The sequence below is a fragment of the Streptomyces indicus genome (genome assembly GCF_900100315.1).
Classification (GTDB): domain Bacteria; phylum Actinomycetota; class Actinomycetes; order Streptomycetales; family Streptomycetaceae; genus Streptomyces; species Streptomyces indicus.
This window is the reverse complement of record NZ_FNFF01000006.1, coordinates 20,847-47,805: the sequence shown is the minus strand read 5'-3', so window position 1 is coordinate 47,805 and position 26,959 is coordinate 20,847. Positions and strand designations below refer to the sequence as shown.

The window sequence follows — 26,959 nt, the reverse complement described above, 5'->3', positions numbered from 1 at the left end:
AAGATGTGTGCGAGGGATTGCAAATATTCGACAGCGCTACGAAAGGTTGGATCACAGTCGAGAGTGGGTGCGATATGCCCGCAATCTCCCGTAGGTCATGGGTCTACTCCCCGTTACGGCCAGCCGAAGTCGGGTTGCAACGAACGCGGCGGCCCGAGCAATGAGTCGACGCCTGTCGATGGGAAAATTGCCCGATGGGGTGGATCTGCTGGCCTGAAACGGGCCTCAAGTGTCTGAAAGCCTGCCGAACGCAGCGCCTGACGCTGCGTCACAGCGCTGCGCTCGTGACGCAGTCGTAATCTTGCAATTCTGGATCGAAATATTGCGCAGCTCTGGCTGCCGTCCTATGGTGACGCTCCGATCAGGGCAGTGCTTGGCGTCACCCCCAGAGGAGCCGTAATGAAGCCCCGTAATCTTGCGATCTTTCTGACCGCAGGTCTCGTCATGACCACCGCCGCCTGTGGTGGCGACAAGGACTCCGATGCGGGAGGCGACGTCACGATCACCGTGGCGTGCCAGCCGGCGAAGACCGCGGCCAAGCAGCGCGAGGCGTGGAACGCCGACGTCGCCGCGTTCGAGAAGGCCCACCCGGGTGTGAAGGTCAAGAGCACCGACCAGCAGCCCTGCTTCGACCCGAAGACCTTCGCCGCGAAGCTGGCCGGCGGCCAGATGGAGACGGTGTTCATGGTGCCGGTCACCAACTACGCCGATGTCATAGCCAAGGGACAGGCGAAGGACATCACCGCGTCGACCGGCCTCGTGAAGAACTTCGGCGACATCAAGCAGGACGTCCGGGACATGCTCACCAAGGACGGCAAGGTCTACGGCGTCCCCAACGTCAGCTACAGCGTCGGCCTCGTCTACAACCGCGCCGTGTTCGAGAAGGCCGGCCTCGACCCCGACGCGCCGCCGAAGACCTGGGACGAGGTGCGCGCCGCCGCGAAGAAGATCGCCGGCCTCGGCGACGGGTACGTGGGATTCGGCGAGTACGGCGGCGGCGGTACCGGCGGCTGGCACTTCGCGCAGGCGATCTTCAGCCGCGGCGGCGAGATGGTCGTGGACGGCAAGGCCGCCTTCAACAGCCCCGAGGGCAAGGCGGTCCTGCAGACCCTGCACGACATGCGGTTCGAGGACAAGTCCACCGGTTCCAAGCTGAACATCGGCTGGGAGTCGCTCATGCAGCAGATGGCGGCCGGCAAGACGGGCATGATGCTCGGCGCCCCGGACGTCGTCACCGACGTGGTGCAGAAGTTCCAGGGCAAGAAGGACGACTACGGCATCGCCGCCATCCCCGAGGGCAAGGCCTCGCTGACCGGTGGCGAGGCCTACATGATCAACCCCGAGGCGAGCGCCGCCGAGACCAAGGCGGGCCTGCAGTGGATCGACTTCCAGTTCAACACCCCGGGCAAGGGCCGGCACGACTACGCGCGCGGCAAGGCCAACGGTGAGGCCGTCGGCGTCCCCAACAACGACTACATGGGTGACTCCCCGACCGGCCAGAAGATCGCTGAGGACCGCAAGGCGAACGCCGTGCTGCCGGTCGAGTACTACCAGCCCTACGTCGAAGGCTCGAAGAGCGTCGAGTTCAAGCTGGAGCCGGAGAAGGCGCAGGAGATCTACGCGGTGCTCGACGTGGCCATGTCCGCGGTCCTGACCCGCGAGAACGCCGACATCGACAAGCTGCTCGCCGACGCCGAGTCCAAGGCGAACGCGATTCTGGCGAAGAGCTGACGCCCAGGTTCAGGGGTGCCGCCGAGCGGGCGGCACCCCGTACCGCGGGAACCGAACGGGAGATCACCTTGGACACACTCACCATGCCGGCGAAGCGGCCCGCGCGGCCGCGGCGCAGGCCACCCACACGCAAGAAGCGGACCGTCCGCACCAACCTGACCGCGTACGGATTCCTGTGTGCGGCCCTGTTCTGCTTCGCCCTGTTCGCCTGGTGGCCGATGATCCGCCAGATCATCATGAGCTTCCAGGAGACCAATCTGGTCGACGAACCCAAGTGGGTGGGCCTGGACAACTTCCGTACGGTCGTGGAGGACCCGGCGTTCGGACAGGCCTGGAAGAACACGTTCGTCTTCAGCGGGCTCGCCCTGCTGTGCGGATATCTGATCCCGTTCACCGTGGCCATCGTCCTGAACGAACTGCGCCACGCCCGCGCGTATCTGCGCTTCGTGGTCTATCTGCCGGTGATGCTGCCGCCGATCGTCTCGGTGCTGCTCTTCAAGTGGTTCTACGATCCCGGCCCCGGCCTGTTCAACGCGGTCCTCGACGGCGTGGGCCTGCCGACGCTCCAGTGGCTCGACTCCACGGACACGGCGCTGATCTCACTGGTGATCGTCTCCACCTGGATGAACATGGGCGCCGGCGTCCTCATCTACCTCGCCGCGCTCCAGAACATCCCCGGTGAGCTCTACGAGGCCGCCGAACTCGACGGCGCCGGCATCTTCAAGCGGATCTGGAACGTCACCATCCCGCAGACCCGGCTGATCCTGCTGCTCATGCTGATGCTCCAGATCGTCGCCACGATGCAGGTGTTCATCGAGCCGTACATGCTCACCGAGGGCGGTCCGGAGAACGCGACGGTCACCGTCGCCTACCTGATGTACCAGTACGCCTTCCGGTTCGGCGGCAACTACGGCGCCGGCAGCGCACTCGGCGTGATGCTCATGATCGTTCTCCTGGTGGTCGCCGCGGTACAGCTCCGGCTGACCCGCGACGAGAAGAGGTAGCACCTGATGGCCGAAACAGCGCACACCGTCCGCACGACAGAACGGCCCGACGCGGTGGAACAGACCCGCAAGGTGACGCCCCCGCCGGCGCACCGCAGGAGGAAGCGGCGCCGCGCCGCCTGGGCCGACGGCCACACGCGCACCGTCGTCTCACCCCTGGAGCTCAAGTCGCGCTGGGGGACCCGGATCTACTGGGCCGTGCTCGCCGGCGTCCTCACCGTCTTCACCCTGGTGTTCCTCTTCCCGCTGTACTGGATGGCCACCAGCGCCATGAAGTCGAGCGACGAGATCGCCCAGGTCCCGCCGACGCTGTGGCCGGAGAACCCGGACTTCTCCGTGTTCACGGACGCCTGGGAGCTCTTCGACATCGGCACGCTCCTGAAGAACACCCTGTTCTACGCGATCGGCGCCTGGCTGTTCGCGCTCGCCGTCGATGTCACGGCCGCGTACGCCCTGTCCAAGCTCCGCCCGCTGTTCGGGAACGTGATCCTCGGAGCGATGCTGGCCACGCTCATGATCCCGCCGATCGTCGTGATGATCCCGGCCTACATCACCGCCACCGACGTACCGATCTTCGGCTGGCACCTGCTCAACTCGCCCTGGGCGATCTGGTTCCCGGTGGCCGCCAACGGCTTCAACATCTTCCTGCTCAAACGGTTCTTCGACTCGATCCCCGACGAGATCCTCGAAGCGGCCGAGATCGACGGAGTGCCGCCCTGGCGGGTGCTGGTCTCGATCATCCTGCCGATCTCGCGGCCCATCCTCGGTGTGGTCTCCATCTTCACCATCGTGATGGTCTTCAAGGACTTCCTCTGGCCGCTCCTCGTCCTGCCCGACAGCGAGAAGATGACGATCAGCGTGGGCCTGTCCCAGACCGCGGGCGCCGTCCCGCAGAACCAGGTCATGGCCGGACTGGTGATCGCGAGCATCCCGATGATCATCGTGTTCTTCTTCTTCCAGCGAAGCATCATGGCGGGCCTCACCGCCGGCAGCCTCAAGGGCTGATCCGCACCCCTCACCTCTCTCGTCACCTCCGTTTCTTCGCTCCCTTTTCGTCACCTCCCTTTCGCCCCACCCATGAAAAGGCTCTCCGCCGCCGGTCAGTACATCCATGCCCCCGCTCTGACCGGCGGCGGAGCACCCACCTGCCCGAAAGGACCGTCACGTGGCAGCCGTGCCCTCCTCCCGAACCGACACATGGTGGCGAGACGCCGTCATCTACCAGGTCTATCCACGCAGCTTCGCGGACGGCGACGGAGACGGCACGGGGGACCTCGCGGGCGTCCGCGCGAACCTGCCGTACCTCGCCGAACTCGGCGTGGACGCCGTGTGGTTCACGCCCTGGTACCTCTCCCCGCTGGTCGACGGCGGCTACGACGTGGCCGACTACCGCACCATCGACCCCGCCTTCGGCACCCTCGAAGAGGCCGAGAAACTCATCGCCGAAGCAGGCGAGTTCGGCATCCGCGTGATCGTCGACATCGTCCCCAACCATGTCTCCGACCAGCACGCCTGGTTCCAGGCCGCGCTCGCGGCCGGCCCGGGCAGCGCCGAGCGGGAGCGGTTCCACTTCCGGCCCGGCCGCGGCGAGCACGGCGAACTCCCGCCGAACACCTGGCCGTCCCAGTTCGCCGGCGACACCTGGACCCGGGTCCCGGACGGCGAGTGGTACCTGCACCTGTTCGCCCCCGAGCAGCCCGACCTCAACTGGTCGCACCCGGAGGTGCGCCGCGAACACGAGGACGTGCTCCGCTTCTGGTTCGAGCGCGGCGTGGCCGGGGTCCGTATCGACTCGGCGGCGCTGCTCACCAAGCACCCGGATCTGCCCGACTTCACCGAGGGCGTGGACCCGCACCCGTATATCGACCAGGACGAGATCCACGACATCTACCGCTCCTGGCGGGCGATAGCCGACGAGTACGACGGCATCTTCGTCGGCGAGGTGTGGCTGCCCGACTCCGAGCGCTTCGCCCGCTACCTGCGCCCCGACGAGCTGCACACCGCCTTCAACTTCAACTTCCTCGCCTGCCCCTGGGACGCGGAGCGGCTGCGCCGCACCATCGACGACACCCTCGCCGAGCACGCCCCCGTGCGGGCCCCGGCCACGTGGGTGCTCTGCAACCACGACGTCACCCGCACCGTCACCCGGTACGGCCGCGAGGACACCGCCTTCGAGTTCGCCACGAAGGCCTTCGGCACCCCCACCGATCTGGAGCTCGGCACCCGCCGCGCCCGCGCGGCCGCCCTGCTCACGCTCGCGCTCCCCGGCTCCGTATACCTGTACCAGGGCGAGGAGTTGGGCCTGCCGGAGGCCGACATCCCGCTCGACCGCATCCAGGACCCCATGCACTTCCGCTCCGGCGGCACGGACCCCGGCCGCGACGGCTGCCGCGTCCCGCTGCCGTGGTCGGCCGCCGAGGAGCACGCCGGGTTCGGCGGCGAACCGTGGCTGCCGCAGCCCGCGTACTGGCCCTCGTACGCGGTGGACCGGCAGAGCGCGGACCCGGACTCGATGCTCAGCCTCTACCGCACGGCCCTGAAGCTCCGCCGGGAGATCCCGGGTTTCGGCGACGGCCCGATGACCTGGCTGCCGGCCGACAACGGTGTCCTCGCCTTCGCGCGCACGGACGGACTGGTGTGCGTGGTGAATCTCGCCGCCACCCCGGTCGACCTGCCGCCGCACGAGGAACTCCTGCTCGCCAGCGGCCCGTTGGACGGCGACGGACGGCTGCCCGGTGACACGGCGGTATGGCTCCGCCGGTGACCTGACACCGGCGGCACGAGCCCGGCTCCGCACCGTGCGGGGCCGGGCTCGTCTGCGGCGGGCGGCCGGGATGGCCGGTGGCGGGGCCGGGATGGCCTGCGGATCGGCTTGCCCGTCCGGCCTGTCCCTCGACTTGCTCCTCGACCTGCCCTTCGACCGACAAGAGGGCGTAAGTTGCTTGCATTCTTTGCGTTATTCTTGCGGACATGACACGACGACTTGCTCATGTGGCCAAGAAAGTAGGGGTCAGCGAAGCGACGGTCAGTCGTGTCCTGAACGGCAGGCCCGGGGTCTCGGAAGCGACGCGGCAGTCCGTGCTGACGGCACTGGACGTCCTCGGCTACGAGCGGCCCACGCAGCTGCGCGGCGAGCGCGCCCGCCTGGTCGGCCTGGTGCTCCCGGAGTTGCAGAACCCGATCTTCCCCGCGTTCGCCGAGGTCATCGGCGGCGCGCTGGCCCAGCAGGGGCTGACGCCCGTGCTGTGCACGCAGACCAGGGGCGGGGTCTCCGAGGCCGACTACGTGGACCTGCTGCTGCAACAGCAGGTCTCCGGCGTCGTGTTCGCCGGGGGACTGTTCGCGGAGGCCGACGCCTCGCACGAGCACTACCACCGGCTTGCGGAGCGCAACATCCCGGTCGTCTTCGTCAACGCCCCGGTCGCGGGCCTCGACTTCCCCTGCGTCGCATGCGACGACGCCGTCGCCGTCGAACAGGCCTGGCGGCACCTCGCCTCGCTCGGACACGAGCGGATCGGCCTGGTACTCGGCCCGGCCGACCACGTGCCCTCGCAGCGCAAGCTGGCGGCCGCCCGCAAGGTCGCGCAGGACGAGGGCGGCCGGCTGCCCGACGCGTTCGTCGAGCGGGCGATCTTCTCCCTCGAAGGCGGCCAGGCCGCTGCCGCACGGCTGCTCGGACAAGGGGTCACGGGCATCGTGTGCGGCAGCGACCCGCTCGCTCTCGGGGCCGTGCGGGCCGCCCGCAGGAAGGGGCTCTCCGTCCCCGCCGACGTATCGGTCGTCGGGTTCGACGACTCGGCCTTCATGACCTGCACGGAGCCCCCGCTGTCGACGGTGCGGCAGCCCATCGAGGCGATGGGCCGCGCGGCGGTCGACCTGCTCTGCGCGCAGATCCGGGGATCACAGGCCCACCCCGGAGAGCTCCTCTTCGAGCCCGAACTCGTCGTCCGGGGCTCGACCGCGCCGCCGCGCGCCGGCTGAACTCCCGGCCGGCGCCCCTCAGCTGCGCAGCGTCCGGTCGAGCCGGCGGTACGCGACCGCGAGCGCGAGGCCGCCGAGGACGAGCAGATAGACCGCCGGGAACAGCAGCCCCGTGCCGAACTGGCCGAGGGAGGGCTGCCGGATCAACTCGATGCTCTGGTAGAGCGGCAGGCATTCCACCAGGACCTGCACCGGCCGAGGGTAGACGTCCAGCGGGTAGAAGGTGGTGGCGAACAGGAACATCGGCAGCATGGCCAGCTGGACGTACTGGAAGTCCTGCCAGTCCCGCAGGTACGTCACCACGGCCAGGCCGAGCGCCGCGAAGGCGAACCCCACAAGCAGCGCGCCGGGCACCACCAGGAGCACCAACGGGCTGTGCACCAGCCCGAAGACGGTCACGGCGAGCAGGAATCCGGCCGTCACCAGCGCACCGCGCAGCAGCGCCCAGCACACCTCGCCCAGTGCCACGGTGCGCACCGTCATCGGCGTGGTCAGGATCGACTCGTAGGTGTGGTTCGTCTTCAGCTTGTTGAACAGGTTGAACGTCGTCTCGTTCATCGCGCCGTTCATCGCCGTCGTGGCGAGCAGCGCCGGGGCGACGAACTCCGCGTACGGCACATCGGTGTCGGCGAGGCCGGGCACGGTGCCGACGAGCCCGCCGATGCCGACGCCGAAGGCGAGCAGATAGAGCACGGGCTCGAAGATCTCGGCCACCAGGAGGAGCCAGGTGTGCCGGTAGATCATCAGGTTGCGCTCGACCATCGCCCGGACGCCCCCGGAACGCGGGGCCGGTGCGGAGCGGACGGAGACATGCGGCGCCGGCACGGCCGACATGGGATCCCTTCCTTTCAGGGGTGGGGTGCTGTGATCGCCAGGAGTGCGGGTACCGCTCGTCAGAAGTGCGGATACTGCTCGTCACAAGCGCAGGTACCGCTCGTCAGGAGTGCAGATGCCGCTGGTAGGTGCGCCGGCCGGCCAGCAGGCCGACGGCCATGAGGGCCACCAGGTATCCGATGTGCACCGCGGTGCCGCCGGCCGTGCCCGTGCCGAGCGCGGCCGTACGGCACAGCTCGACCCCGTGCCACAGCGGTGTCGCCTGCATCACCGGCTGGAGCCAGCCGGGCAGTTGGGAGAGCGGGAAGAAGGTGCCGGAGAACATGAACATCGGCATCACGCCGAACCGCAGCACCGCGAGCACCGTGGACTGACGCCGTGTGGTCACCGCCCAGGCTGCGGACGGCGCGGCGAACGCGGCCCCGACGAGCAGCGTGGCGAGCACGGCCAGGGGAGCCCGCGCCGCGTCGACCGCGCCGAAAGCGACCGCCACCGCTGTGAAGGCCGTGGCGGACAGCGCCACCTTGAAGACGTTGAACAGCACGTGGCCGTGGAAGATGTCGACGGGGGAGAGCGGTGTGGCGTTCGCGGCCCAGTAGTGGCCCTTGGCCTGCACCGACTGGTGCACGGGATCGGCCGAGTCCATGAAGGCGGTCTGCGTGGCCGAGGCCGCGAGCAGACCCGGGGTGAGGAACGCCAGGTAGGACAGGCCCTCCAAGGCGGCGCTGTTGTTGTCGTTGACGAGGGTGCCGAGCCCCGCACCGATACCGGTCAGGAACAGCAGCGGGTTCGCCACGTTCAGGACCACGGTGCCCCGCCAGGTGCGGCGGTAGCGGTGCAGCCAGTAGGCGAACTCGCGCAGGGCGGGCGGGACGGTGCGGGCACGGACGGACGGGCCGTACGGGCGCGGGGCATGCGTGGTCATCGGGCACTCTCCGTTGCGGCGCCAGGACGAGGGGCGGGGGCGACGCGGTGCATCAGTCGGCCAGGCTGCGACCCGTCAGGGTCAGGAAGACGTCCTCGAGGCTCGCCCGGCGCGTCAGGGCGGTCAGCGGTTCGATGCCGCGCGCGTGGGCGGCCGCCAGAGTGGCCTCCCCCTCGTCGGTGTACAGCAGGATGCGGTCCGGCAGTTCCTCGATCCGCTCCACCAGACCCCGGGCCTTGTCCGTCATCGCCTCGCGCTCACCCGGGCCGAAGCGGAGTTCGAGCACCTCGCGCGTGCAGTACCGCCGGATCAGGCCGCCGGGTGAGCCCTCGGTGACGATCCGCCCGCCGTCCATCACCACGAGCCGGTCGCACAACTGCTCGGCCTCGTCCATGTAATGGGTGGTCAGGATCAGCGTGATGCCGTCCTCCTTGAGCCGGAACAGCCGCTCCCAGAGGAGGTGGCGGGCCTGCGGGTCCAAGCCGGTGGTCGGCTCGTCGAGGAGGAGGATCTCCGGCTCGTTGATGAGCGCCCGCGCGATCGTCAGCCGGCGCCGCATGCCGCCGGACAGCGCCTCCACGCGCTCGTCCGCCTTGTCGGTCAGCCGCGCGAAGTCGAGGAGCTCCGAGGCGCGCCGCCGTATCTCGGCCTTCGGCAGCCCGAAGTAGCGCCCGTAGATCAACAGGTTCTCCCTGACCGTCAGTTCGACGTCCACGGTGTCGTCCTGCGGGACCACGCCGATCCGCGCGCGGATCCGGGCGCCCTCGGTCCGCGCGTCGAGTCCGAGCACCTCCAGGCTGCCGCCGGTCGGGGGCGAGGTGCAGGCGATCATGCGCATGGTCGAGGACTTGCCGGCTCCGTTGGCCCCCAGAATGCCGAAGGCTTCCCCGGGCCGTACGTCGAAGTCGATACCCGCGACCGCGGTGAACCCGGCGCCGCGGGCGGCTTCGTAGCGCTTCTGAAGAGACTTGGCGCGGATGAGGGGCGGCTGTCCGGGCGTCGCACTCTGCGGCTGTGTCCTGGTCTCAGTCATTCCGGGTTCCTTGCGGCCGGCGTCGGAACCGGTCGACGAGTTCGCCCACCGGGGTGTCGGGGTGCCGGGCTGCGTGCACCGTCAACTGCTCGAGGTCGTGCAGGAAGTCGAAGGCCGATGCGGGCAGGAAGCGGGGATCGGTGCAGAGGGTGAGCTCGCACGCGTCGCGCAGTCCGTCGAGAAAGAGGAAGAACTTGGCGCCGGACTGCCGTCCTTCGCTGTCCAGGCGGGTCAGCCGCGTGCGCGCCAGAGCCTCGTCCAGCTGGGCGGGCAGCTTCAGCGGATCGATCGCGGGGGCCGGGGCGTTGCGCTCCGCGGCACTGAACCGGATGTCGTTGAAGAAGCAGTACCCGCCGGGGGTGATCCCGCGCCGGCGGGCGATCTCCTCCAGCTGCTCCTCCATCTTCACCGGGCAGGCCTCCGTGTGCCGGTACGCGTTCAGCGCGGTGCGGGCCGCACGGGCCAGGAACTGCTCGGCGGTCTCGTCCGCGAGCTGCAGCCGGACGATCGCGTTCTGGTTGAAGGCCCCGACCAGCTCCTCGTCCTCGGGCTTGAAGCGGGTGGACACGATCACCCGCAGCGCCGTCTCGGACTCACCGAGCCAGGAGGCCAGGAGCAGAGCGGTCGAGCCCAGCAGGACCGTGGCCGTATTGGCGCCGCTGCGCTCGGCCAGTGCGTGGACGGCCAGCGCAAGGGCGGGCGAGTGGATGTGCCCCCAGTCCCGGTCGAGCTGCTCCGGCGCCGAGGTGGTCGCCAGCATGCTCGCGGGTACGAGCTCCGCCTGGCGGGCCCAGTAGTCCAGCGTGCGCCGCTCGCGTCGTGCGCCGGCCTCGGAGGTCTCGAACCGGGCCCGGTCCACGGGTTGTCGGGAGCGCTCACGCAGGGCGTCCGGGCCCGTGGCGATCAGGGTGCGCAATTCGTCCATGACGATCTGGAAGCTCCAGCCGTCGACCGCCAGATGGCTCGCGGCGAGCGCCACGGCCGCAGGTACGCCCGCGCGCAGCCCGATCGCCGCGCGGACCGGCAGTCCTGCGGAGCTGTCGAAGGCGCCGGCCCGGATCCGTTCGCCGAGCGGGGCGATGGCTTCGGCCAGCTCGCCCGGTCCGAGTTCGGCGAGCAGGATCTCGATCTCGCCCGAGCCGGCGACCTGTTGCACCAGTCCGCCCGCGCGTTCGGCATACGTCGTACGCAGCGACTCGTGCCGCTCCACGAGCAGCCGGACCATGTCGCACACCTGCGCCACGCTCGCGGAGCCGACGGGCGCCCAGCCGAGCTGGTTCAGCGAGTCGTCGTCGGGCGGCAGCCAGCGGATCACCTCCCAGATCGCGCGCTGACCCCAGGTCATCGGCCCGCTCCGCGGAGAGCCCTCGTGGAACCGCAGCAACGCGGTTGTCGAGTCTGTCACCTGTCCTCTTCCTGTCGGTCCTGTCGGTCCTGTCGGTCCTGTCCGCCGCGGCAGCCCGCGGAAGGGCTAAAGAGTGGCGCGGGTTGCAGTAATTTCTCAACAGGTCTCGCTGAATTTTTTGACATCACAGCGATGGATCGGCGATGAGAGCGAGAGGGCTCGCGTGAAATGTGCCTATCTTTCGGTGGGCGTGCGGGGTGATTCGCCCAACTTCCTTGCGTTCCAGTCGATTTGAGAGGGTGAGATCTGCTCAAGGTGACCCGAAACACGAGCATCTCATCTATCGAGATTTTGCTGATTCCTGTGAATCATTTGCAGTCATCCGGTCCCGACGCTACCTTCTGTCTCCGTAGTTCAGGCCGAAGCGCTGCAACTCCCCGGAAGCGAGGAGCAGATGACGATGGAAGTCCGCGGAAAACCGCTCTGGACACGGATGGCGGTCGACTCCGCGGGGAGTGCACGGGCGCCCGCACTCACCCCGGCCCGAGGGCTGCGCACCGGCCTTGCCGTGCTCGACCTGGGCATGGTCGGCACCGACCGCTCACGCCGTGCCGTGCCCTCGGCCGGCGCCACGCACCCTTCCGAGTGCTACGTCCTGGCCAGGGACGACGACGGCGCGACCGGCGTCTATCAGATCGATCCGGGCCGCCGGATCTGCCAACTCGTCGGCCGGGGGCCGCAGTTGGACGAGGCGCTCTGCCAGGCCGCCCTCGCCGTACCTGAAGGCGGCGCGGTCATCGTGCTGGCCACCAGGCCCTGGCTTTCGATGCGCAAGTACGGCGACCGGGGCTACCTGTACACCCAACTGGACACCGCACACCTGCACATGAACCTGGTGCTGGCCGCCGACAGCCTCGGTGCGCGCGTCGTGCTGCGCCGGCGACCGCCGGGACTCGGTGCCCTGGTCGAGGAGCACGGCGAGTGCGCGGAGATCCACTCCGCGCTGGCCGTCACCGCGCTGCCGGGCGGCCGCGGCGCCGGGGCCCAGTCGCCCGGCTGGTCCGTGCGCGACGCCCGGGCCGCCCGGCAGCAGGCGCCGCACCGGCAGCCGCACTGGCTGGAGCGGATCTGCTGGGAGTCGCTCGTCACTCATGCCGAGAGTGCGGCGGCCGGGCCGCGCACAGGGGCTGTCACTCTGCCGCTGACGGTCCGGCGCAACGGCACGGCGCCTCTGGTCCCGCAGTCCGCCTTCCGCAGCCGCCGGTCGGCCACCGGCTTCGCGCCCGGCACGGTCCGTACGGTGGACGTGCACGGCACCGTCGACCGGGCGATATCCGTCCTTGAGGCCGTACCGACCGGCGACGCACCGCTGCACACCACCCTCGTCCTCCGCCAAGTCGACGGAGACGTGCGGGAGATGGCCTGGCCGGACGGTCTCGGCGTCCGCCGCACCGCCGGCCTGTCCGGCGACTCGGTCACCGAGGCCTTCATGGGGCAGCGCCATCTGGCCGAGGCGTCGGCCGTGCTGCTGCTGCACGCACCCACCGACTCGCTCATCGACGAAGCCGACGGCTCCGGACTGTGGCGGGTCCTCTTCCGCGCAGGGGCGCTGGCGCAGCTGGTCTACCTGGAGGCGGCCCGGCGCGACCTCGCGGTCACCGGAGTCGGAGGCTTCGACAGCGCCCGCTGGAAACGGCTGGCCGGACTGCCCGACACACACGACGTCGTGTACGCGGTCGCGATGGGCGTGGAGACCCCCGACGTTCCCAAGCTCGACCGCCTCGCGGTCGCCTACGCACAGAATGAGCGCTCATGATTCTCGCCGCCGAGTTCGAGCGATGTGCCGACCGGTACGGGGGCGGAACGGCGGTGTCCGGCCCCGACTCCTGCCTCGGCTACGACGCGTTGCACCGGGCAGGCCTGCGGGCCGCGGAGTGGTTCGGCGGCGTCCGGGCCGCGGACGAGCGCCCGCGGATCGGTCTGGCCGCGCGGAACAGCACCGCCTGGGTGACCGCCTACCTCGGCATTCTCCACGCGGGCGCGGTCCCGTTCCTGATCGACGCCTCGGCGAGCGACGGCGAACTGGAACGCATCAGCGAGGACTGCTCCCTCGACCTCCTCCTGCACGACCGCGACGCGGCGGGCGAGGCGGTCCCCGTGCTGCCCGGCCTGACCGCCGTGCAGCGGTACACCGCCGGGCGCCGCCACCCGCTCCACCCCGACACCGAGGTGTGCCGCTTCACCTCCGGTACCACCGGCAAGCCCAACTGCCTGGAATTCTCCGGCCAAGCGGTCCGCGCGGCGGCGGCGAACTGGGCGGCGGGCACGGGAATGACCGCCGACGACCGCGTCCTGTGCTGCGCGGGTCTGTCCAACGGACTCGCCTTCAACACCTCTCTTCTGGCCGCCTTCCTCGTCGGTGCGCAGCTGCACCTGGCGCACGGCCTGCCGACCAGCGGCCGCATCCGCCGGCTCGTCGCCGGCTCCCGGGCCACCCGCCTGGTCGCCTTCCCCGCCCTCTACGACTCCTTCGTGCGCACCGGCGGCGGCCGCGCCGACTTCGCCTCCGTACGCGTCGCCATCTCCTCGGGCGCTCCACTGCGCCCCGAGACCAAGGAGCGGTTCACCGCGCTGACCGGTGTGCCGATGGGCAACTACTACGGGGTCGCGGAGGCCGGGCCGCTGACGTACTCCACCTCCACCGCGGCCGAGAGCCTCGGCCGTCCGCTGCCGGGCGTGGACATCCAGACCCGGGGGCCGGACCCGCAGGACGGGGCCGTCCATGTACGCAGCGCCTCGATGGCCACCCGTTATCTCAACGCCCCCGGACTCCTGGAGAGCCGGATCGACGACGCGGGCCGTTACGCCACGGGCGACCGCGGCCGGCTCGAGGACGGCGAACTGGTCCTGACCGGACGCTCCCACCGCATGATCAACGTGGGCGGGCGCAAGGTCGACCCGGTCGAGGTCGGCGAGGCGGTGGGTGCCGTGCCCGGAGTGGAACAGGCCGTGGTCCTCGAAGCGCCCGACCAGCACGGCGAACCCGCCGTGGCCGCGGTGCTCGTGCTGCGTGCGGGGTCCGACCCCGGCGAGGTACGCCTGCGGCTCCGCGGCAGCCTCGCGGACAGTCTTGCGGCGCACAAGATCCCCACCCTGATCCGTGTGGTCGACGCCCTCCCCACCACGGTGATCGGCAAGCCCGTGCTGCACGAACTTCGGAGCCTGTTCGACACCGGCACCCGTTGACCGGGCCGGACCTGCCCAACTCCCTTTCACAGCCCGGCACTTCCGGGCACACCCTGCCCGGCCCCCGCGGCCGGCGGCCGAGGCCGCCGGCCCCATCCCGAGGAGTCAGTCATGCCAGCCGGCCCGCAGCTCATCCGTGACGGCGTGCTCCGTCTGATCGTCGCGTCCCACGAGGGCGAGATCAGCGTGCAGGACGTAGAGGCACAAGGAGGCGTACTGGAAGCCGTCAACTACACCTCGCTCTCCTACATCCGCCTGCTCGACGCCATCGAGAACGAGTTCGGCGTCTACCTGGACGCCGACGAGGGTGGCGAGGCCCTCGGCACGGTGGACGGGATCGTCACCGCCGTCCTGGCCGAGCTGGGCTCCGATGCGGCCTAGCGTGGCGTCGGCCAGGAGCGCACCGGAGCCGGCCCGCGCGCAGGACGCACCACCGTTCACCGTGGGCATCGTCGGCGCGGGACGGCTCGGCAGCGCCCTGCTCAAGGCCTGCGCGGACGCCCGCGTGCCGGTGAGCCTGCGGGCGCGGGCGAGCACCGGCTGGACCGTGGAGTCCGTGCCCGCCGTCCTCATCGACGCCGGTGCGCCGGACGGTTTCCCGGAGGTCGCCGCGTACTGCCTGCGGCACTCCGTTCCGCTCCTCGAGTGCGTCTCCCATCTCCGCGACACCCACCCGGGACCGCTCTCCGAGGTGGCCGCCGCCGTGCCCGTGCTCGAGGCCGTCAACCTCTCGTTCGGCAGCTATCTGCAACGCAGGATCGCCGGTCTCGTCGCTGCCGCCCACCACCTCACCGCACCGGTGGTGGACGTCCTCGACCGGCACCCCGTGCGCAAAGCGGCGCGGGTCAGCGCGACCGCCCAACGGCTCGCCGCCGCCTGGACGGACGCCGGCGGCCATCCCGGGGCGGAGCTGGGACTGCGGCGCGGCGGCCCCGAGGTCAGCGAGCACTCGATCACCTGGACCTGGGGTGCCGAGGAGGCACTCACCGTGCACCACCAGGTGACGTCCCTGCACGCCGTGGCGCGTACCGCCCTGGGCCTGGCCCGGCACCTGCCCGGGCGGGCTCCCGGCCTGGTGACCGTGGACGAGGTCTTCGACACGCTCTCGGCCGCCCCTTGGCCGACCACGCAATGAGAGAGGTACTCCGATGACACGACGGTTGGCCGCCCAGCTCGCCCTGGGCGGGCGGATGCTCTCCCTGGACGGGCACGACGACTTCAACCAGGGCCAGATATCCGCCAGGATGCCCGGCGCGGACACCTTCCTGATCAAGAACGCGCTCTGCGGGTTCGACGAGGTCACCCCCGAGGAGACCGTGACCGCCGCCGTGGACCACGAGCAGCCGGCCCCGCGCTCGGCGCCCCCCGAACTCCCGCTCCACCAGGCGATCTACCGGGCCCGCCCGGACGTCAACGGCATCGTGCACAGCCACGCCCCGTACACCCTGCTGTTCGGCGCCTGCGACCTCGAACTGCGCCCCCTGTCCCACGAAGGCGCCTGCTTCGTGGACGCGACCGGCGTCTTCACCACCACCAGCAACACCGTCCTCGACATCGCCACCGGCGACCAGATCGCGAAGGAACTCGGGGACACCGGCCGGGCCGTCTTCCTGCGCAACCACGGAGGCGTGGTCGTCGGCAAGAGCGTGCGCCATGCCGCGGTCTTCGCCCAAGTCCTCGAGCGCGCCTGCCGGCTTCAGCTCGCCGCGCTCTCCACGGGGCAGGCCTACCACTACTCGAGCCCTCAGGACGTTCGGCTCAAGCAGGACTTCATCTACGCGGACCTCTCCGTCCGTTCGTACTGGGACTACGCGGTCCGCCGTGCCGTGCGGCGCTGGCCCGAGGCCGGGCAGTGGCTGCCGGCCTGATCCCGGCCGGCTTCACCGCGAGGCCGGTCCTGATGCGTCTCGCGGCTGCCGGCGCGACGACGGTGACGCTGCTCGGACGCGCGGACGGTACGCCGCCTCCGGCCGACCCCGACGACCTGCGGGCCGCGCGCGCCATGACCGGCCTGCGCCGCCGGGAATTCCTCGCAGGACGCGCCCTGGTGCGCCGCGCCGTCGCCGAACTCACCGGAGAATCCGCCGAGTCGGTGCGCATCGTCGCGCGGGCAGACGGCAGGCCCGTCTGCGTGAGCGCTCCCGAGATCGCGGTGAGCATCTCGCACAGCGCGGGCCGGATCGCGGCCACGGCCGCCCACGGCTGCGAGGTCGGCGTCGACCTCCAGATCCCCGTACCGGTGGGCACCCGGCTGCTGCGCCGGTACGGGGTGGCCGGGGCCGGTCCCGCAGTCCGTACCGGACCCGCAGTCCGTACCGGACCCGCAGTCCGTACCGGACCCGCAACCCGTACCGGACCCGCAACCCGTGTCGGTCCCGCCCCCGACGCCGCAACCTCCCAAGTCACCTGCGCCCAGCTGGAGTTCGCCGCCGCATGGACCGTGCGTGAGGCCTGTGCCAAGGCGCTGGGGCTGCGGGCCGGCCCGGGGCTTCGCCGGATCCCGGTCCCGGCAGGCGCACGGCACGGCAGCTGGGGCGGTGCGCACTGGTACCGGATGCCTCCGTTCCAGGGCTGTCCGGTGGCGCTCGCGGTCTGTCCCGGAGTCCCGGACGCCGGCCTGCGCGCGTAACGCCTTCCTCCTCCCGCCCCTGAAGCGGATCCCCCGACCCCCCTCCGCAGCCCCGGGCACCCCCTGTGGCGCTGCTCCACCGAATCCGAGGACGCTGCCATGACCACCACCTCCGCCCCGGCCCGACGCCCGCGGCCCTTGCCCACCGGGCCCGCCTGGACCGAGGAAGCCATCGACCTGCTGAAACTCGTCCGGCACCTGGCGGCCGCCGAACTCGCGCCCCGCGTGGAGGAGTACGAGGCCGAGGCGGCCTTCCCGCGCGACCTGCTGCGCACGCTCGGCCGGGCCGGACTGCTCGGGCTGCCCTACCCGCAGGAGTACGGCGGAGGAGGCCAGCCCTATGAGGTGTACCTCACCGTGCTGGAGACCCTGGCCCAACAGTGGCTGGGTGTCGCCCAGTCGGTGAACATCCACGTGCTCTCCTGCTACGGCCTTGCGGCCTTCGGCACCGACGAACAGCGGGCCGCCTGGCTGCCGGACATGCTCGGCGGCGAACTCCTCGGCGCGAACTGTGTCTCGGAGGCCGAGGCCGGCTCCGACATCTCCGCGCTGCGGACCACGGCGGTCCTGCGGGAGGGCGGGTACGCCGTGAACGGCGTCAAGTCCTGGGTCAGTCACGCGGGCGCCGCCGACTACTACAACGTGTTCTGCCGCACGGGAGGCGACGGCGTGCGCGGACTGTCCCTGCTCCTTGCGCCCGCCGGCACACCGGGCATCCGGCCGCAGGCCCTTGAACGCAAGATGGGCGTCCGGTCCTCGCCGACCGCCCAGATCGTCTTCGACGGGGCGGAGATCCCCGAGGAGCGGCGGATCGGCAGGCCCGGCAAGGGATTTCTGATCGCGATGGGCCTGTTCGACCGGGGGCGCCTCGGCATCGCCGCCTGCGCGGTGGGACTGGCCCAGGCCGCGCTCGACTATGCCGTCGCCTACGCCAAGACCCGGCAGCAGTTCGGCAAGGCGATCATCACCTTCCAGGGCCTCGGCTTCCTGCTCGCCGACATGGCGACCCAGGTGGCCGCTGCCCGCTCGCTGCTGCTCGACGCGGCCCGCCGACTGGACGCCGGAGAGCCTGTCTCGGCCGCCGCCGCCCAGGCCAAGCTCTTCGCCACCGACACCGCGATGCGGGTGACCACGGATGCCGTCCAGGTACTCGGCGGCTACGGATACGTGACCGACCACCCGACGGAGCGATGGATGCGCGAGGCCAAACTGCTCCAGCTCATCGAGGGCACCAACCAGATCCAGCGCCTGGTGATCTCGACCTCGCTGTGAAGCGGGCGGTGCCCCCGGGGGCAAGCGGACGGCCCGCCGGACCCGGGAAGCGTCCTCGCCGAGCCGGTCTCAGTAGGTGGGCATCTCCGGATCGATCCGTTCCGCCCAGGCCAGGATGCCCCCGCCCAGGTGGACCGCGTCGGGGTGACCGCTCCGCTTGACCACGGCGAGTACCTCCGCGGAGCGGATCCCTGCCCGGCACAGCAGCACGGTCCTGCGGTCCGTGGGCAACTGTGCGGCGGCGTCTGCGTGCAGGAACTCGCCCTGCGGGACGAGCACCGAGCCCGGCAGGCGGGCGAAGGCGTACTCGTCCGGCTCGCGGACGTCCACCAGGTGGACCGGGGCGTCCGTGTCGAGCAGTTCCTTCAGCTGCTCCGCGGAGATGGTGGACTCCCGCGCGGCCTCGGTCGCCTCCGGCGAGAGCAGCCCGAAGAAGGGCTCGGCGGCGGTGGGTTCGGCCGGGCGCGCGGCCCGCTCCTGCGGCCGCAGCGGCACGGTCGCGCACGTGCCGGCCATCGCGTCGTACTCCATCACCCGGCCCACCAGCGGTTCGCCCTGACCCGTGAGCAGCTTGACCACCTCGGTGGCCAGGGCGACCCCCAGCCAGGCGCCGACCACCTTCAGCGCGCCGGACACGCCACGGAAGTAGGGGGCGGGAGGCTCCGGGAACAGATCCCTGAAGCCAGGGCCGTGCCGGTCCCAGAAGACCGAGACGCGCCCTCCGGCGGCCCCCATGGAGCCCCACACGAAGGGCAGGCCTGCCTCGGCGCACACGTCGTCGACGAGCTGACAGCGGGCCGGGTCCTCACCCGCGCACACCACGAGGTCGTAGTCCCGCACGAGTTCGCGTGCGCGGGGCAGCTCGAACCAGCCCTCAGCCACGGTGCGCACGAACGGATGGGTGCGTTCGAGCACGCGGGCCCAGGCTGTGGCCCGGTCCGCGGGTTCCGCGTCGGGCAGCCCGAGGTAGCGGTCCCACGGGTCCAGGCGAGAGCCGTCGGCGACACCGATCATCCCCACGCCGGAGTCGGCGAGGTGCGCGATGAGCGGGGCGCCGATCTCGTCGGCGCCGACGACCAGGACCCGGCTTCCGGCCAGTCGGCGCTGCCCCTCGGAGCCGTGCCCGGCGCGTATCAACTGATGTGCCTGACGGGTCGATTCCGAGGCGGGCAGGCCGGTGACGGGTCGCGCCAGCGGGGGAAGCGGCATGGGGTCTCCTGGGGTGTCCGGGCGGGAAACGCTCAACTCGGCGCCTCTGGAACGCAATTGCATCTCACTGCAACGCAGTTTCTCAACATGTCGCAGAAAATTTTGCACATAACTCTTGTGTGGACCCTGCCCCGTGCTTAGGGTCCGAGCCACTCTCGGCCGTACGGCCCAGCCGGGCCCGGCCCCCAACTCCAGGCGGATGTCCATGAGTCACGCCATCGAACTGCGCGAAGTGAGCAAGAGATACGGGGACGCGTACGCCGTGCGCCAGGTGTCCCTCTCCGTGGCGCCGGGGGAGTTCCTGGTGCTGCTCGGGCCCTCGGGCTGCGGCAAGTCCACGGTCCTGCGCATGATCGCCGGGCTCGAGGACATCAGCGAGGGCGAGCTGCTGCTCGGCGGGGAGCCCGCGAACGACGTGCTGCCGCGCGAACGCGACATCGCCATGATGTTCCAGAGCTTCGCGCTCTACCCGTCGATGACCACCCGCGAGAACATCGCCTTCCCGCTGCGGCTGCGCGACCCCGCGACGGACCACGACCCGCAGGTGCGGTCCACCGCGCGCATGCTGGCCATCGAGGATCTCCTCGACCGTTTCCCCGCGCAGATGTCGGGCGGTGAGCGGCAGCGCGTGGCGATGGGGCGGGCGATCTCCCGGCAGCCCTCGGTGTTCCTGCTCGACGAACCCCTCTCCAGCCTCGACGCGAAACTCCGCAGCCATCTGCGCGCCGAGATCGCCCGGATCGTGGCCGAACTAGGCGTCACCACCGTCTATGTGACACATGATCAGGCGGAGGCGATGTCGCTCGGCGACCGCGTGGCGGTGATGCGCGACGGGGTGCTCCAACAGGTCAGCAGGCCACGGGAGTTGTACGCGCGCCCGGTGAACGTCTTCGTCGCGGCCTTCATCGGCACCCCGCGCATCAACCTCCTGGAGGGTGTGGTCCACGCCCCGCTCGGCTCGCCCATGGCGCTCGACCTGGGCCGGCAGCGCCTGCGCCTGCCCGAACCGCTGACCACCGACCACCAGCTGCTCCGTATCCAGCAGGGCCGGCCGGTGATCGTCGGGCTGCGCCCCGAGGCCGTACGGATCGCCCCGCCGAGCCAGGCGCGTTCCGCGGAGGCCGTGCTCGGCGGGGTCGTGGAGCATGTCGAGTACCAGGGCCACGAGGTGCTCGTGCACGTGAACACCGGCTCCCGCCGCGCCCTCGTCCCCGAACTCGAAGCCTCCCGGCCCGCCGTGGACCTGGCCCCCGCGGGCGCCGCGCGCCGGCCCTGGCTCGCCGCGCGCTCGCCCACGCCCGCGCCCTGGGCGGCGACCGCGCGCGGGCCTCCGCGCCGTCCCGCCCCGGGAGCCCCGTGTCCGTACCGCCGGAGCGCCGTACGACGGCCGGCGGCGACCTGGTGCTGCGCGCCGGACCCGAACACCGCATCCGCGCCGGCGCGCACATCCCGCTCCTCGTCGACCTGGAGCGGCTCTACGTGTTCGACCGCGCGGGCACGCGCATCTGCCCGGCCCCGGACTCGATGCCGGGGCTGCAGCCGTGATGTGGGTTCGGGGCTGATGCGCCGTAGCGCCGTAGCGCCGTAGCGCCGTGGCGCCGTGGCGCCGTGGCGCCCGCGCAGGGTCAGCGGGAAGCGCCCGCCGATGCGCCCATCAGCTCCGAGACGCGCACGAACCGGTAGCCGCGCTTGCGCAGCTCCGGCACGATCGTCCGGATCGCCTTCTCGGTCGTGGGTGCCGCGCTGCGCGTGCAGTGCATCACGACCACCGATCCGGGCCTGACCCCGCCGAGCACGTCCTGCGCCACGGCGTCGGCGTCGGTCGCGAACGCGTCCCCGCTCACCACGTCCCACTGCACGGCGGTCACCCCGCCGGCCGCCAGCGCCTTCAGCGCGGTCCTGTCGTAACAGCCGCCGGGGAAGCGGAAGTAGGGCACGGTGTTGTGCACGCCCACCTTCTTGAACGCCGTGAAGGCCTTCTCGACGTCGGCCCGCATGTCCTTCGGCGCGACCGTCGGCAGTCCGTAGCAGTCCTTCGTGAAGGCGTAGTGGCTGTACGAGTGGTTGGCCACCTCGAAGCGCGGGTCCGCGCCGATCGCCTTGGCCTGTGCCGGGTACTCCTCGGCCCACCGCCCGGTCATGAACACGGTGGCGGGCACGTCGAGCCGGCGCAGTGTGGAGATCAGCTCAGGGTTGTCGAAGCGCTCGCCGCGCGCGGCCCGCGCACCCTGGTCGGCCGTCATGTCGGCGTCGAAGGTCAGCGCCACCACCTTCTCCGCGCGCTTGCCGTTCTTGAACACCGGGGCGAGTCCCTGCGGGCCGGGCGCGAGCGTGGGCGGACGCGATGCGGTGGTCTCGGGAGACGGCGCGGGCTTCGTGACCGGCGCCTCGGGGGCGGACGAGCAGCCACCGAGCGCGGCGGCGAGCAGGCAGCAGGCGAGGGCGGTGCGGGTGCGGGCAGTCAGGGTGGTGGGGGTCGTGAGGGTCGTCATGCGCGGACGTTAACCCGGCAAATCGGATAAACCGCTCATTTCGCGAAGGTGCCGCAGGCGCTGCGAGGCCGTTCCCGATGCGCCGTGCATCCCGGTATTCGATGCACCACGCATCCGGTTTTCGATACGCCGGCGATATGTGCCGCCTCGTACCCTTCGCAGCATGTGTGTGCTGAAGAGCGCGGGGCCGCGCCCCGACCCGTTCCACCCGGAAGGTGTGGGCCGTGGATAGGGCGCCCGGCCTGAGCGTCCGTCTCAAGCTCACCCTCAGCTACGCGGGGTTCCTGATGCTCGCCGGCGCCCTGCTGCTCGCCGCCATCGGCGTGTTCCTGCTGCGCGAGGGCTGGCTGCGGACCAACGAGGAAGGTGCCTGGAGAGCGACACCCGGGACCTATTTCGTCCGCGGTTTCGCGCCGACGGCGGTGGCCGTCATGGTCTTCCTCCTCCTCTTCGGACTGATCGGCGGATGGTTCCTGGCCGGCCGCATGCTCGCCCCCCTGGACCGCATCACCGACGCCACCCGTACGGTCGCGAACGGCTCCCTGTCGCACCGGATCAGGCTTCCGGGCCGCCGGGACGAGTTCCGCGAGCTGGCCGACACCTTCGACACGATGATCACGCGCCTCGAATCGCACGTCGCCGAACAGCAGAGATTCGCGGCGAACGCCTCCCATGAGCTCCGCACCCCGCTGTCCGTCTCGAAGTCACTCCTGGAGGTGGCCCGCGCCGATCCGGCCCGCGCCGCCGACCCCTTGGTCGAGCGGCTCTACGCCGTCAACACCCGGGCCATCGACCTCACCGAGGCGCTGCTCCTGCTCAGCCGGGCCGGCCGGCGGTCCTTCGCGCGCGAACACCTCGACCTGTCCCTCATGGCCGACGAAGCCACCGAGACCCTCCTGCCGCTCGCCGAGAAGAGCGGCATCACATTGGAGACGGACGCGGACATCGCCCCCACGGTCGGCTCGCCGGCGCTCCTGCTTCAGCTGACCACGAACCTCGTGCACAACGCGATCGTCCACAACCTGCCGGAGCACGGCAGCGTGTGGGTGACCACCCGGGTCCGCCCCAGGACCGTGGTGCTCACCGTCGAGAACACCGGGGAGCCGATCCCTCCGGGCGTGGCCGCGAAGCTCACCGAGCCGTTCCAGCGCGGCACCGAGCGCGTGCGGTCCGACCATGCGGGCGTCGGCCTCGGTCTGGCCATCGTCAACACCATCACCCAGGCGCACGACGGCACCCTCACCCTCACACCGCGTCCCGCCGGAGGTCTGCGCATCACGGTGGAGCTGCCCCGCGCCCCGCTCGCGTGAGTCGCCCGCCGCACCAGGTCCCCTCGCGGCGGCCGGTCAGCTCCCCTTCAGCAGCCGCGCCCTGCACTCCGCCACGTCGAAATCCGCCTTCGGGTACTGAGGGTCGAGGGCTTCGAGGTGCTCCAGGAGGAGCCTGCTGATCGCCCAGTTCCGGTACCACTTGCGGTCCGCCGGGATCACGTACCAGGGCGCGGCCTCCGTCGAGCAGCGCTCCAGGGCGATCTCGTACGCCTCCTGGTACGCGGGCCACAGGGCGCGCTCCTCGATGTCGCCCGGGTTGAACTTCCAGTGCTTGTCCGGGCGGTCGAGCCGTTCGAGCAGCCGCTCGCGCTGCTCGTCGAAGCTGATGTGCAGGAAGCACTTGATGACGGTGACGCCGTCGTGCGTCAGGGACTTCTCGAAGCGGTTGATCTGCCCGTAGCGGCGCCCGAGCTGGCTGCGTGGCACGAGCTCGCGGACGCGGGCGATCAGGACGTCCTCGTAGTGCGAACGGTCGAAGATGCCGATCTCGCCCCGCTCCGGCAGCGCCTTCATGATCCGCCACAGGAACGGGTGGTTCTGCTCCTCGGGCGTGGGCGCCTTGAAGGCCTTGATCCGGCAGCCGGACGGGTTGAACAGGCCGATGACGTGCTTGACCGTGCCGCCCTTGCCGCTGGTGTCCATGCCCTGGAGGACGAGGAGGACCCGGCGCCGGTCGCCGGAGGTGCTCGCCGCGTACAGGCGCTCCTGGAGGTCGGCGAGACGTTCACCCATACGGGCCATGTCGGCCAGGGCCTCGGCCTTGCCCGCCGGTCCTGCCGGGGTGGCGCGCGCGTCGTACGAGGAGAGGTCGAGGCGCTCGCCCTCGGGCACGCGCAGCAGGTCGCGCAGCGCGCCGCCGGCCACGGTGGCGTGGAGCCCGGCAGACCTGTCCTCAGCGGCCTTCGCGGCCTTCCCGGTCTCAAGCCCGGCGGCCCCGCCCTTCGCGGCCTTCGCCTTGATCTGCCCGGCCTTCGCCCCGGCCTTGATCAGCTCCGCCTTCGCCTTGGCCTTCCCGCTCTTGACCTTCTCGTTCTTGGCCTTCTCGCTCTTGGCCTTGGCCTTCTTCGTCACGGAGCGCACACCGGCCGCGGCCTTCCCGGGCTTCTTCCTGTCCGCCTCGGCGGAGGTGCCCGGCTGCTGCGTCCTGTTCCTCGTCTTCGCCACGTCCTACCCCTTGCGTCCGTACGACAGCCCTTCCGATCGTGCGACGGAACGGCGGCGCCCGCGACCGGTGCGCGGGCGCCGCCTCACTGCCTCAGGAGCCGCGGCGGGAACTCACGCTCCGCCTACCGGTGCCAGGGCCCTGTCACCGCGAAGGTTGTGCCCGGGGTGTAGCAGTTCACGTACATCGTGTCGAAGTCCGGCGAGAACGTGACGCCCGCGAACTCGCCCCACTCCGGCTCCTCGGGCGTCCCGATGTTCTGCCGGTTGCCGGCCATCGGGTACACCTCGCCGCGCCGCGTCAGGCCGTACACGTGCTGGGCGCCCTCGCCGTCCTCGCACACCATCAGGCCGCCGCTGGGCGCGAGGCAGATGTTGTCCGGCTCCTCGCCCGGCAGCTGGACGTCGGTGTCCGGGCCGAACACGATCACCAGCGTGAGCCGGCGCGACGAAGGGTCGTACTTCCAGATCTGGCCGTAGTGGTCGCCGGCCGAACCCTCGCGGCTGCGCGCGTACGAGGACACGAAGTACACCGAGCGGCCGCCCCAGTAGCAGCCCTCCAGCTTCTGGGCGTGCGTGATGCCCTTCGGCCCGAAGTCCTGGAGCCGGATGGGGGTCTGGGCCGCGAGCGGGTCCGGTACGTCCACCCACTCGATGCCGTCGAAGGTCGCGCCGGTCTCCTGGATCGAGGAGAGGTCCGGTACGCCCGGCACCCGCATGGCCTGGAGCCGGCCGCCCGCGCGCAGCGAACCGCGGCCGCCCTCGGGCTTGTTGGGCAGGAACCGGTAGAAGAGCCCGAACGGCTGCTGGAACGCGTCCTCGGTCTCGTAGACGACACCCCGCTTCGGGTCGACCGCGATCGCCTCGTGCTGGAAGCGGCCCATCGCGGTGAGCGGGACGGCGCCGGTGCGGCGCGGGTCCACCGGGTCGACCTCGAAGATGAAGCCGTGGTCCTTGGTGTAGCCGTTGGTGCCGGCCTTGTCCTCGTTCTCCTCGCAGGTGAGCCAGGTGCCCCAAGGGGTGGGCCCGCCCGCGCAGTTGACGGCCGTACCGGCGATGGCCACGCGCTCGTCGAGCACGTTGTTGCGCCGGTCGAGCGCGAGCGCCGTACAGCCGCCCCGCGCCGCCGGGTCGTACGTCAGGCCCTCGACCACCGGCACGCCGATCCTGCCGTTGTGCCGGTTCTCGTGGTTGCGGACGAGGTGCGTACCGCCCCGCCTGCCCGCGAAGGCGGCCATGCCGTCGAAGTTGGTCGGCACCTTCCCCTCGCCGGAGCGCAGCGCCTCGCCCTCGCGCGAAAGCACCTTGTACGTGAAGCCCTTGGGCAGGTCCAACAGACCGGCCGGGTCGGGCGCGAGCGGCCCGTAGCCGCCTCTGCCGTGCGCGGCCGCGCTGCCGGCGAACAGATCGGTGAGGGAACCGGCGAAGGTGATCCCCACGCCCAACGCGCCACCTGCGGCGAGGACTTGGCGCCGGGAAGCGGGCATGCTTGTCTCGGTCATTCGGGCAACTCCCTGTTGGCGGACAGGAATGTGACCCGCCTGTGTGTAGCACGCAGGTGCCTGCGCGGGAACCACGCGCGTAGAACTCCGCACCGCGTGTCCCGCTGCGGATTCCGTCGCCGCTGCGGCCCCGCCGGCCGTCAGACGCCCTCGACCAGCCGCTTCCCGTCCCGGGCGAGCGCGGTCAGCCGGGAGATCGCGCGGAAGTACTTCTTGCGGTAACCGCCCTTCAGCATGTCCTCGCCGAAGATCCGGTCGAACGGCAGTCCGGACGCGATCACCGGCACCTCGCGGTCGTAGAGCCGGTCGGCGAGCACCACGAGCCGCAGCGCCGTGGACTGGTCGGGCACGGCCGACACCCCGTTCAGGCACACGGCCGCGAGGTCGTCGGTCAGCGCCCCGTACCGGCTCGGGTGCACCTTGGCGAGGTGGTCGAGCAGATGCGGGAAGTCGTCCAGGCTCGCGCCCGGGACGGCGTACGCGGTCTTGGCGACCTGCTCGTCGCTGTACGGCTGCGGGGCCTCGGGCAGCCCGCGGTGGCGGTAGTCCTCGCCGTCGATGCGCAGCGTCTTGAAGTGCGCGGAAAGCCCCTGGATCTCGCGCAGGAAGTCGGCCGCGGCGAACCGGCCCTCGCCGAGCTTGCCGGGCAGCGTGTTGGAGGTCGCGGCCAACGCGACGCCCGCATCGACGAGTTTGCCGAGCAGCGTGGACACCAGCACGGTGTCGCCCGGGTCGTCGAGCTCGAACTCGTCGATGCACAGCAGCCGGTGGCCGCTGAGCGTGGCGACGGTCTGCTGGAACCCGAGCGCGCCCACCAGGTTCGTCAGCTCCACGAAGGTGCCGAACGCCTTGAGCGAGGACTCGGCCGGGGTGGCGTGCCACAGCGAGGCGAGCAGATGCGTCTTGCCGACGCCGTACCCGCCGTCGAGGTAGACCCCGCGCGGACCGGCCGGGACCGCGGGCGCCTTCTTCTGGAACCAGCGCCGCTTGCCCGCCCCGCTCGCGTGCGCACCGCCGAGCGTGCCCGCGAAGCTGCTCAGGACCTCGACGGCCTGCGCCTGCGAGGGCTGCGATGCGTCCGGCACGTACGTCTCGAAGCGCGCCTTCTGGAAGCGCGGCGGCGGCACCATCTCGGCGACGAGGCGCTCGGCCGGGACATGCGGCTCACGCGCGCAGAGGGACTGGGGGGCCGGGCCCGCCAGCGGGAAACGGCCGGCTGCGGCGGTGGAGTCAGGAGAAGGCGACACAGCTCTCCAGCCTACGT

At 70.9% G+C, this 26,959-nt stretch carries 22 protein-coding genes and 1 pseudogene; 14 read left to right on the top strand and 9 right to left on the bottom strand.

Annotated features, from left to right (window positions below; genetic code table 11):
• Positions 1-399: 399 nt before the first annotated feature.
• The 5 genes from BLT97_RS17040 (at position 400) to BLT97_RS17020 (ending at position 6,716) form a co-directional block, all read left to right on the top strand.
• Positions 400-1,731 carry an ABC transporter substrate-binding protein gene (locus tag BLT97_RS17040; RefSeq protein ID WP_093611028.1) on the top strand — a complete coding sequence of 444 codons (1,332 nt, stop codon included), beginning with the start codon at positions 400-402 and terminating at the stop codon, positions 1,729-1,731.
• An 83-nt stretch (positions 1,732-1,814) separates the two neighbouring features.
• Positions 1,815-2,735: a carbohydrate ABC transporter permease gene (locus BLT97_RS17035; RefSeq protein WP_093611492.1), complete on the top strand. Its 921-nt coding sequence runs from the start codon at positions 1,815-1,817 to the stop codon at positions 2,733-2,735.
• A 6-nt stretch (positions 2,736-2,741) separates the two neighbouring features.
• Positions 2,742-3,740, top strand: a complete 999-nt coding sequence (locus tag BLT97_RS17030) for a carbohydrate ABC transporter permease (protein WP_093611026.1) — start codon at positions 2,742-2,744, stop codon at positions 3,738-3,740.
• 160 nt (positions 3,741-3,900) lie between these two features.
• Positions 3,901-5,499 carry a glycoside hydrolase family 13 protein gene (locus BLT97_RS17025; RefSeq protein ID WP_093611024.1) on the top strand — a complete coding sequence of 533 codons (1,599 nt, stop codon included), beginning with the start codon at positions 3,901-3,903 and terminating at the stop codon, positions 5,497-5,499.
• A gap of 206 nt (positions 5,500-5,705) precedes the next feature.
• On the top strand, positions 5,706-6,716 hold the full coding sequence (locus BLT97_RS17020) for a LacI family DNA-binding transcriptional regulator (RefSeq protein ID WP_093611021.1): 1,011 nt from the start codon (positions 5,706-5,708) through the stop codon (positions 6,714-6,716).
• Positions 6,717-6,734: 18 nt separating this feature from the next.
• Here the strand turns inward: BLT97_RS17020 and BLT97_RS17015 are convergent, their stop codons facing one another.
• The 4 genes from BLT97_RS17015 to BLT97_RS17000 all read right to left on the bottom strand — a co-directional run bounded on the left by BLT97_RS17015 (position 6,735) and on the right by BLT97_RS17000 (position 10,913).
• Positions 6,735-7,550, bottom strand: coding sequence for an ABC transporter permease (locus tag BLT97_RS17015; protein ID WP_093611018.1), 816 nt, complete (start codon positions 7,548-7,550; stop codon positions 6,735-6,737).
• A 103-nt stretch (positions 7,551-7,653) separates the two neighbouring features.
• Positions 7,654-8,475: an ABC transporter permease gene (locus tag BLT97_RS17010; RefSeq protein WP_093611016.1), complete on the bottom strand. Its 822-nt coding sequence runs from the start codon at positions 8,473-8,475 to the stop codon at positions 7,654-7,656.
• 52 nt (positions 8,476-8,527) lie between these two features.
• On the bottom strand, positions 8,528-9,508 hold the full coding sequence (locus tag BLT97_RS17005; protein WP_093611014.1) for an ABC transporter ATP-binding protein: 981 nt from the start codon (positions 9,506-9,508) through the stop codon (positions 8,528-8,530).
• Positions 9,501-10,913 (bottom strand): condensation domain-containing protein, encoded by a 1,413-nt coding sequence (locus BLT97_RS17000; RefSeq protein WP_143041344.1) that lies wholly within the window; start codon positions 10,911-10,913, stop codon positions 9,501-9,503. Before BLT97_RS17000 ends, BLT97_RS17005 begins: the two co-directional genes overlap by 8 nt.
• A gap of 394 nt (positions 10,914-11,307) precedes the next feature.
• On the opposite strand from BLT97_RS17000, the gene BLT97_RS16995 reads away from it, so the two are divergent.
• The 7 genes from BLT97_RS16995 to BLT97_RS16965 all read left to right on the top strand — a co-directional run bounded on the left by BLT97_RS16995 (position 11,308) and on the right by BLT97_RS16965 (position 18,000).
• On the top strand, positions 11,308-12,669 hold the full coding sequence (locus BLT97_RS16995; protein WP_093611010.1) for a nitroreductase family protein: 1,362 nt from the start codon (positions 11,308-11,310) through the stop codon (positions 12,667-12,669).
• A complete protein-coding gene (locus tag BLT97_RS16990; RefSeq protein WP_093611008.1) occupies positions 12,666-14,099 on the top strand; it encodes a class I adenylate-forming enzyme family protein in 1,434 nt (477 codons plus the stop codon). The genes BLT97_RS16995 and BLT97_RS16990 overlap by 4 nt, the downstream gene beginning before the upstream one ends.
• A gap of 111 nt (positions 14,100-14,210) precedes the next feature.
• Positions 14,211-14,480, top strand: coding sequence for a hypothetical protein (locus BLT97_RS16985; RefSeq protein WP_093611006.1), 270 nt, complete (start codon positions 14,211-14,213; stop codon positions 14,478-14,480).
• Position 14,481: 1 nt separating this feature from the next.
• Positions 14,482-15,234, top strand: a complete 753-nt coding sequence (locus tag BLT97_RS16980) for a dihydrodipicolinate reductase C-terminal domain-containing protein (RefSeq protein ID WP_093611004.1) — start codon at positions 14,482-14,484, stop codon at positions 15,232-15,234.
• Between the two features lie 13 nt (positions 15,235-15,247).
• Positions 15,248-15,967: a class II aldolase/adducin family protein gene (locus tag BLT97_RS16975; protein ID WP_093611002.1), complete on the top strand. Its 720-nt coding sequence runs from the start codon at positions 15,248-15,250 to the stop codon at positions 15,965-15,967.
• Positions 15,952-16,728 carry a 4'-phosphopantetheinyl transferase family protein gene (locus BLT97_RS37300; protein WP_107407021.1) on the top strand — a complete coding sequence of 259 codons (777 nt, stop codon included), beginning with the start codon at positions 15,952-15,954 and terminating at the stop codon, positions 16,726-16,728. The genes BLT97_RS16975 and BLT97_RS37300 overlap by 16 nt, the downstream gene beginning before the upstream one ends.
• Before the next feature lie 99 nt (positions 16,729-16,827).
• Positions 16,828-18,000 carry an acyl-CoA dehydrogenase family protein gene (locus BLT97_RS16965; RefSeq protein WP_093610998.1) on the top strand — a complete coding sequence of 391 codons (1,173 nt, stop codon included), beginning with the start codon at positions 16,828-16,830 and terminating at the stop codon, positions 17,998-18,000.
• Positions 18,001-18,069: 69 nt separating this feature from the next.
• Here BLT97_RS16965 and BLT97_RS16960 read toward each other — a convergent pair whose 3' ends face one another.
• Positions 18,070-19,209, bottom strand: coding sequence for a ThiF family adenylyltransferase (locus BLT97_RS16960; protein WP_093610996.1), 1,140 nt, complete (start codon positions 19,207-19,209; stop codon positions 18,070-18,072).
• A gap of 205 nt (positions 19,210-19,414) precedes the next feature.
• Between BLT97_RS16960 and BLT97_RS16955 the strand changes: the two are divergent.
• A pseudogene (locus BLT97_RS16955) lies at positions 19,415-20,754 on the top strand (ABC transporter ATP-binding protein).
• Positions 20,755-20,834: 80 nt separating this feature from the next.
• Here BLT97_RS16955 and BLT97_RS16950 read toward each other — a convergent pair.
• On the bottom strand, positions 20,835-21,701 hold the full coding sequence (locus BLT97_RS16950; protein ID WP_093610994.1) for a polysaccharide deacetylase family protein: 867 nt from the start codon (positions 21,699-21,701) through the stop codon (positions 20,835-20,837).
• A gap of 224 nt (positions 21,702-21,925) precedes the next feature.
• Between BLT97_RS16950 and BLT97_RS16945 the strand changes: the two genes are divergently transcribed.
• Positions 21,926-23,011 (top strand): sensor histidine kinase, encoded by a 1,086-nt coding sequence (locus tag BLT97_RS16945; RefSeq protein WP_093610992.1) that lies wholly within the window; start codon positions 21,926-21,928, stop codon positions 23,009-23,011.
• 36 nt (positions 23,012-23,047) lie between these two features.
• Here the strand turns inward: BLT97_RS16945 and BLT97_RS16940 are convergent, their stop codons facing one another.
• The 3 genes from BLT97_RS16940 to zapE form a co-directional block, all read right to left on the bottom strand.
• Positions 23,048-23,896, bottom strand: a complete 849-nt coding sequence (locus BLT97_RS16940; RefSeq protein ID WP_093611490.1) for a polyphosphate kinase 2 family protein — start codon at positions 23,894-23,896, stop codon at positions 23,048-23,050.
• Positions 23,897-24,318: 422 nt separating this feature from the next.
• Complete coding sequence (locus BLT97_RS16935) at positions 24,319-25,695, bottom strand: PhoX family protein (RefSeq protein ID WP_093610990.1); 1,377 nt, start codon at positions 25,693-25,695, stop codon at positions 24,319-24,321.
• A gap of 140 nt (positions 25,696-25,835) precedes the next feature.
• Positions 25,836-26,942 (bottom strand): cell division protein ZapE, encoded by a 1,107-nt coding sequence (gene zapE, locus BLT97_RS16930; RefSeq protein ID WP_093610988.1) that lies wholly within the window; start codon positions 26,940-26,942, stop codon positions 25,836-25,838.
• Positions 26,943-26,959: the final 17 nt, after the last annotated feature.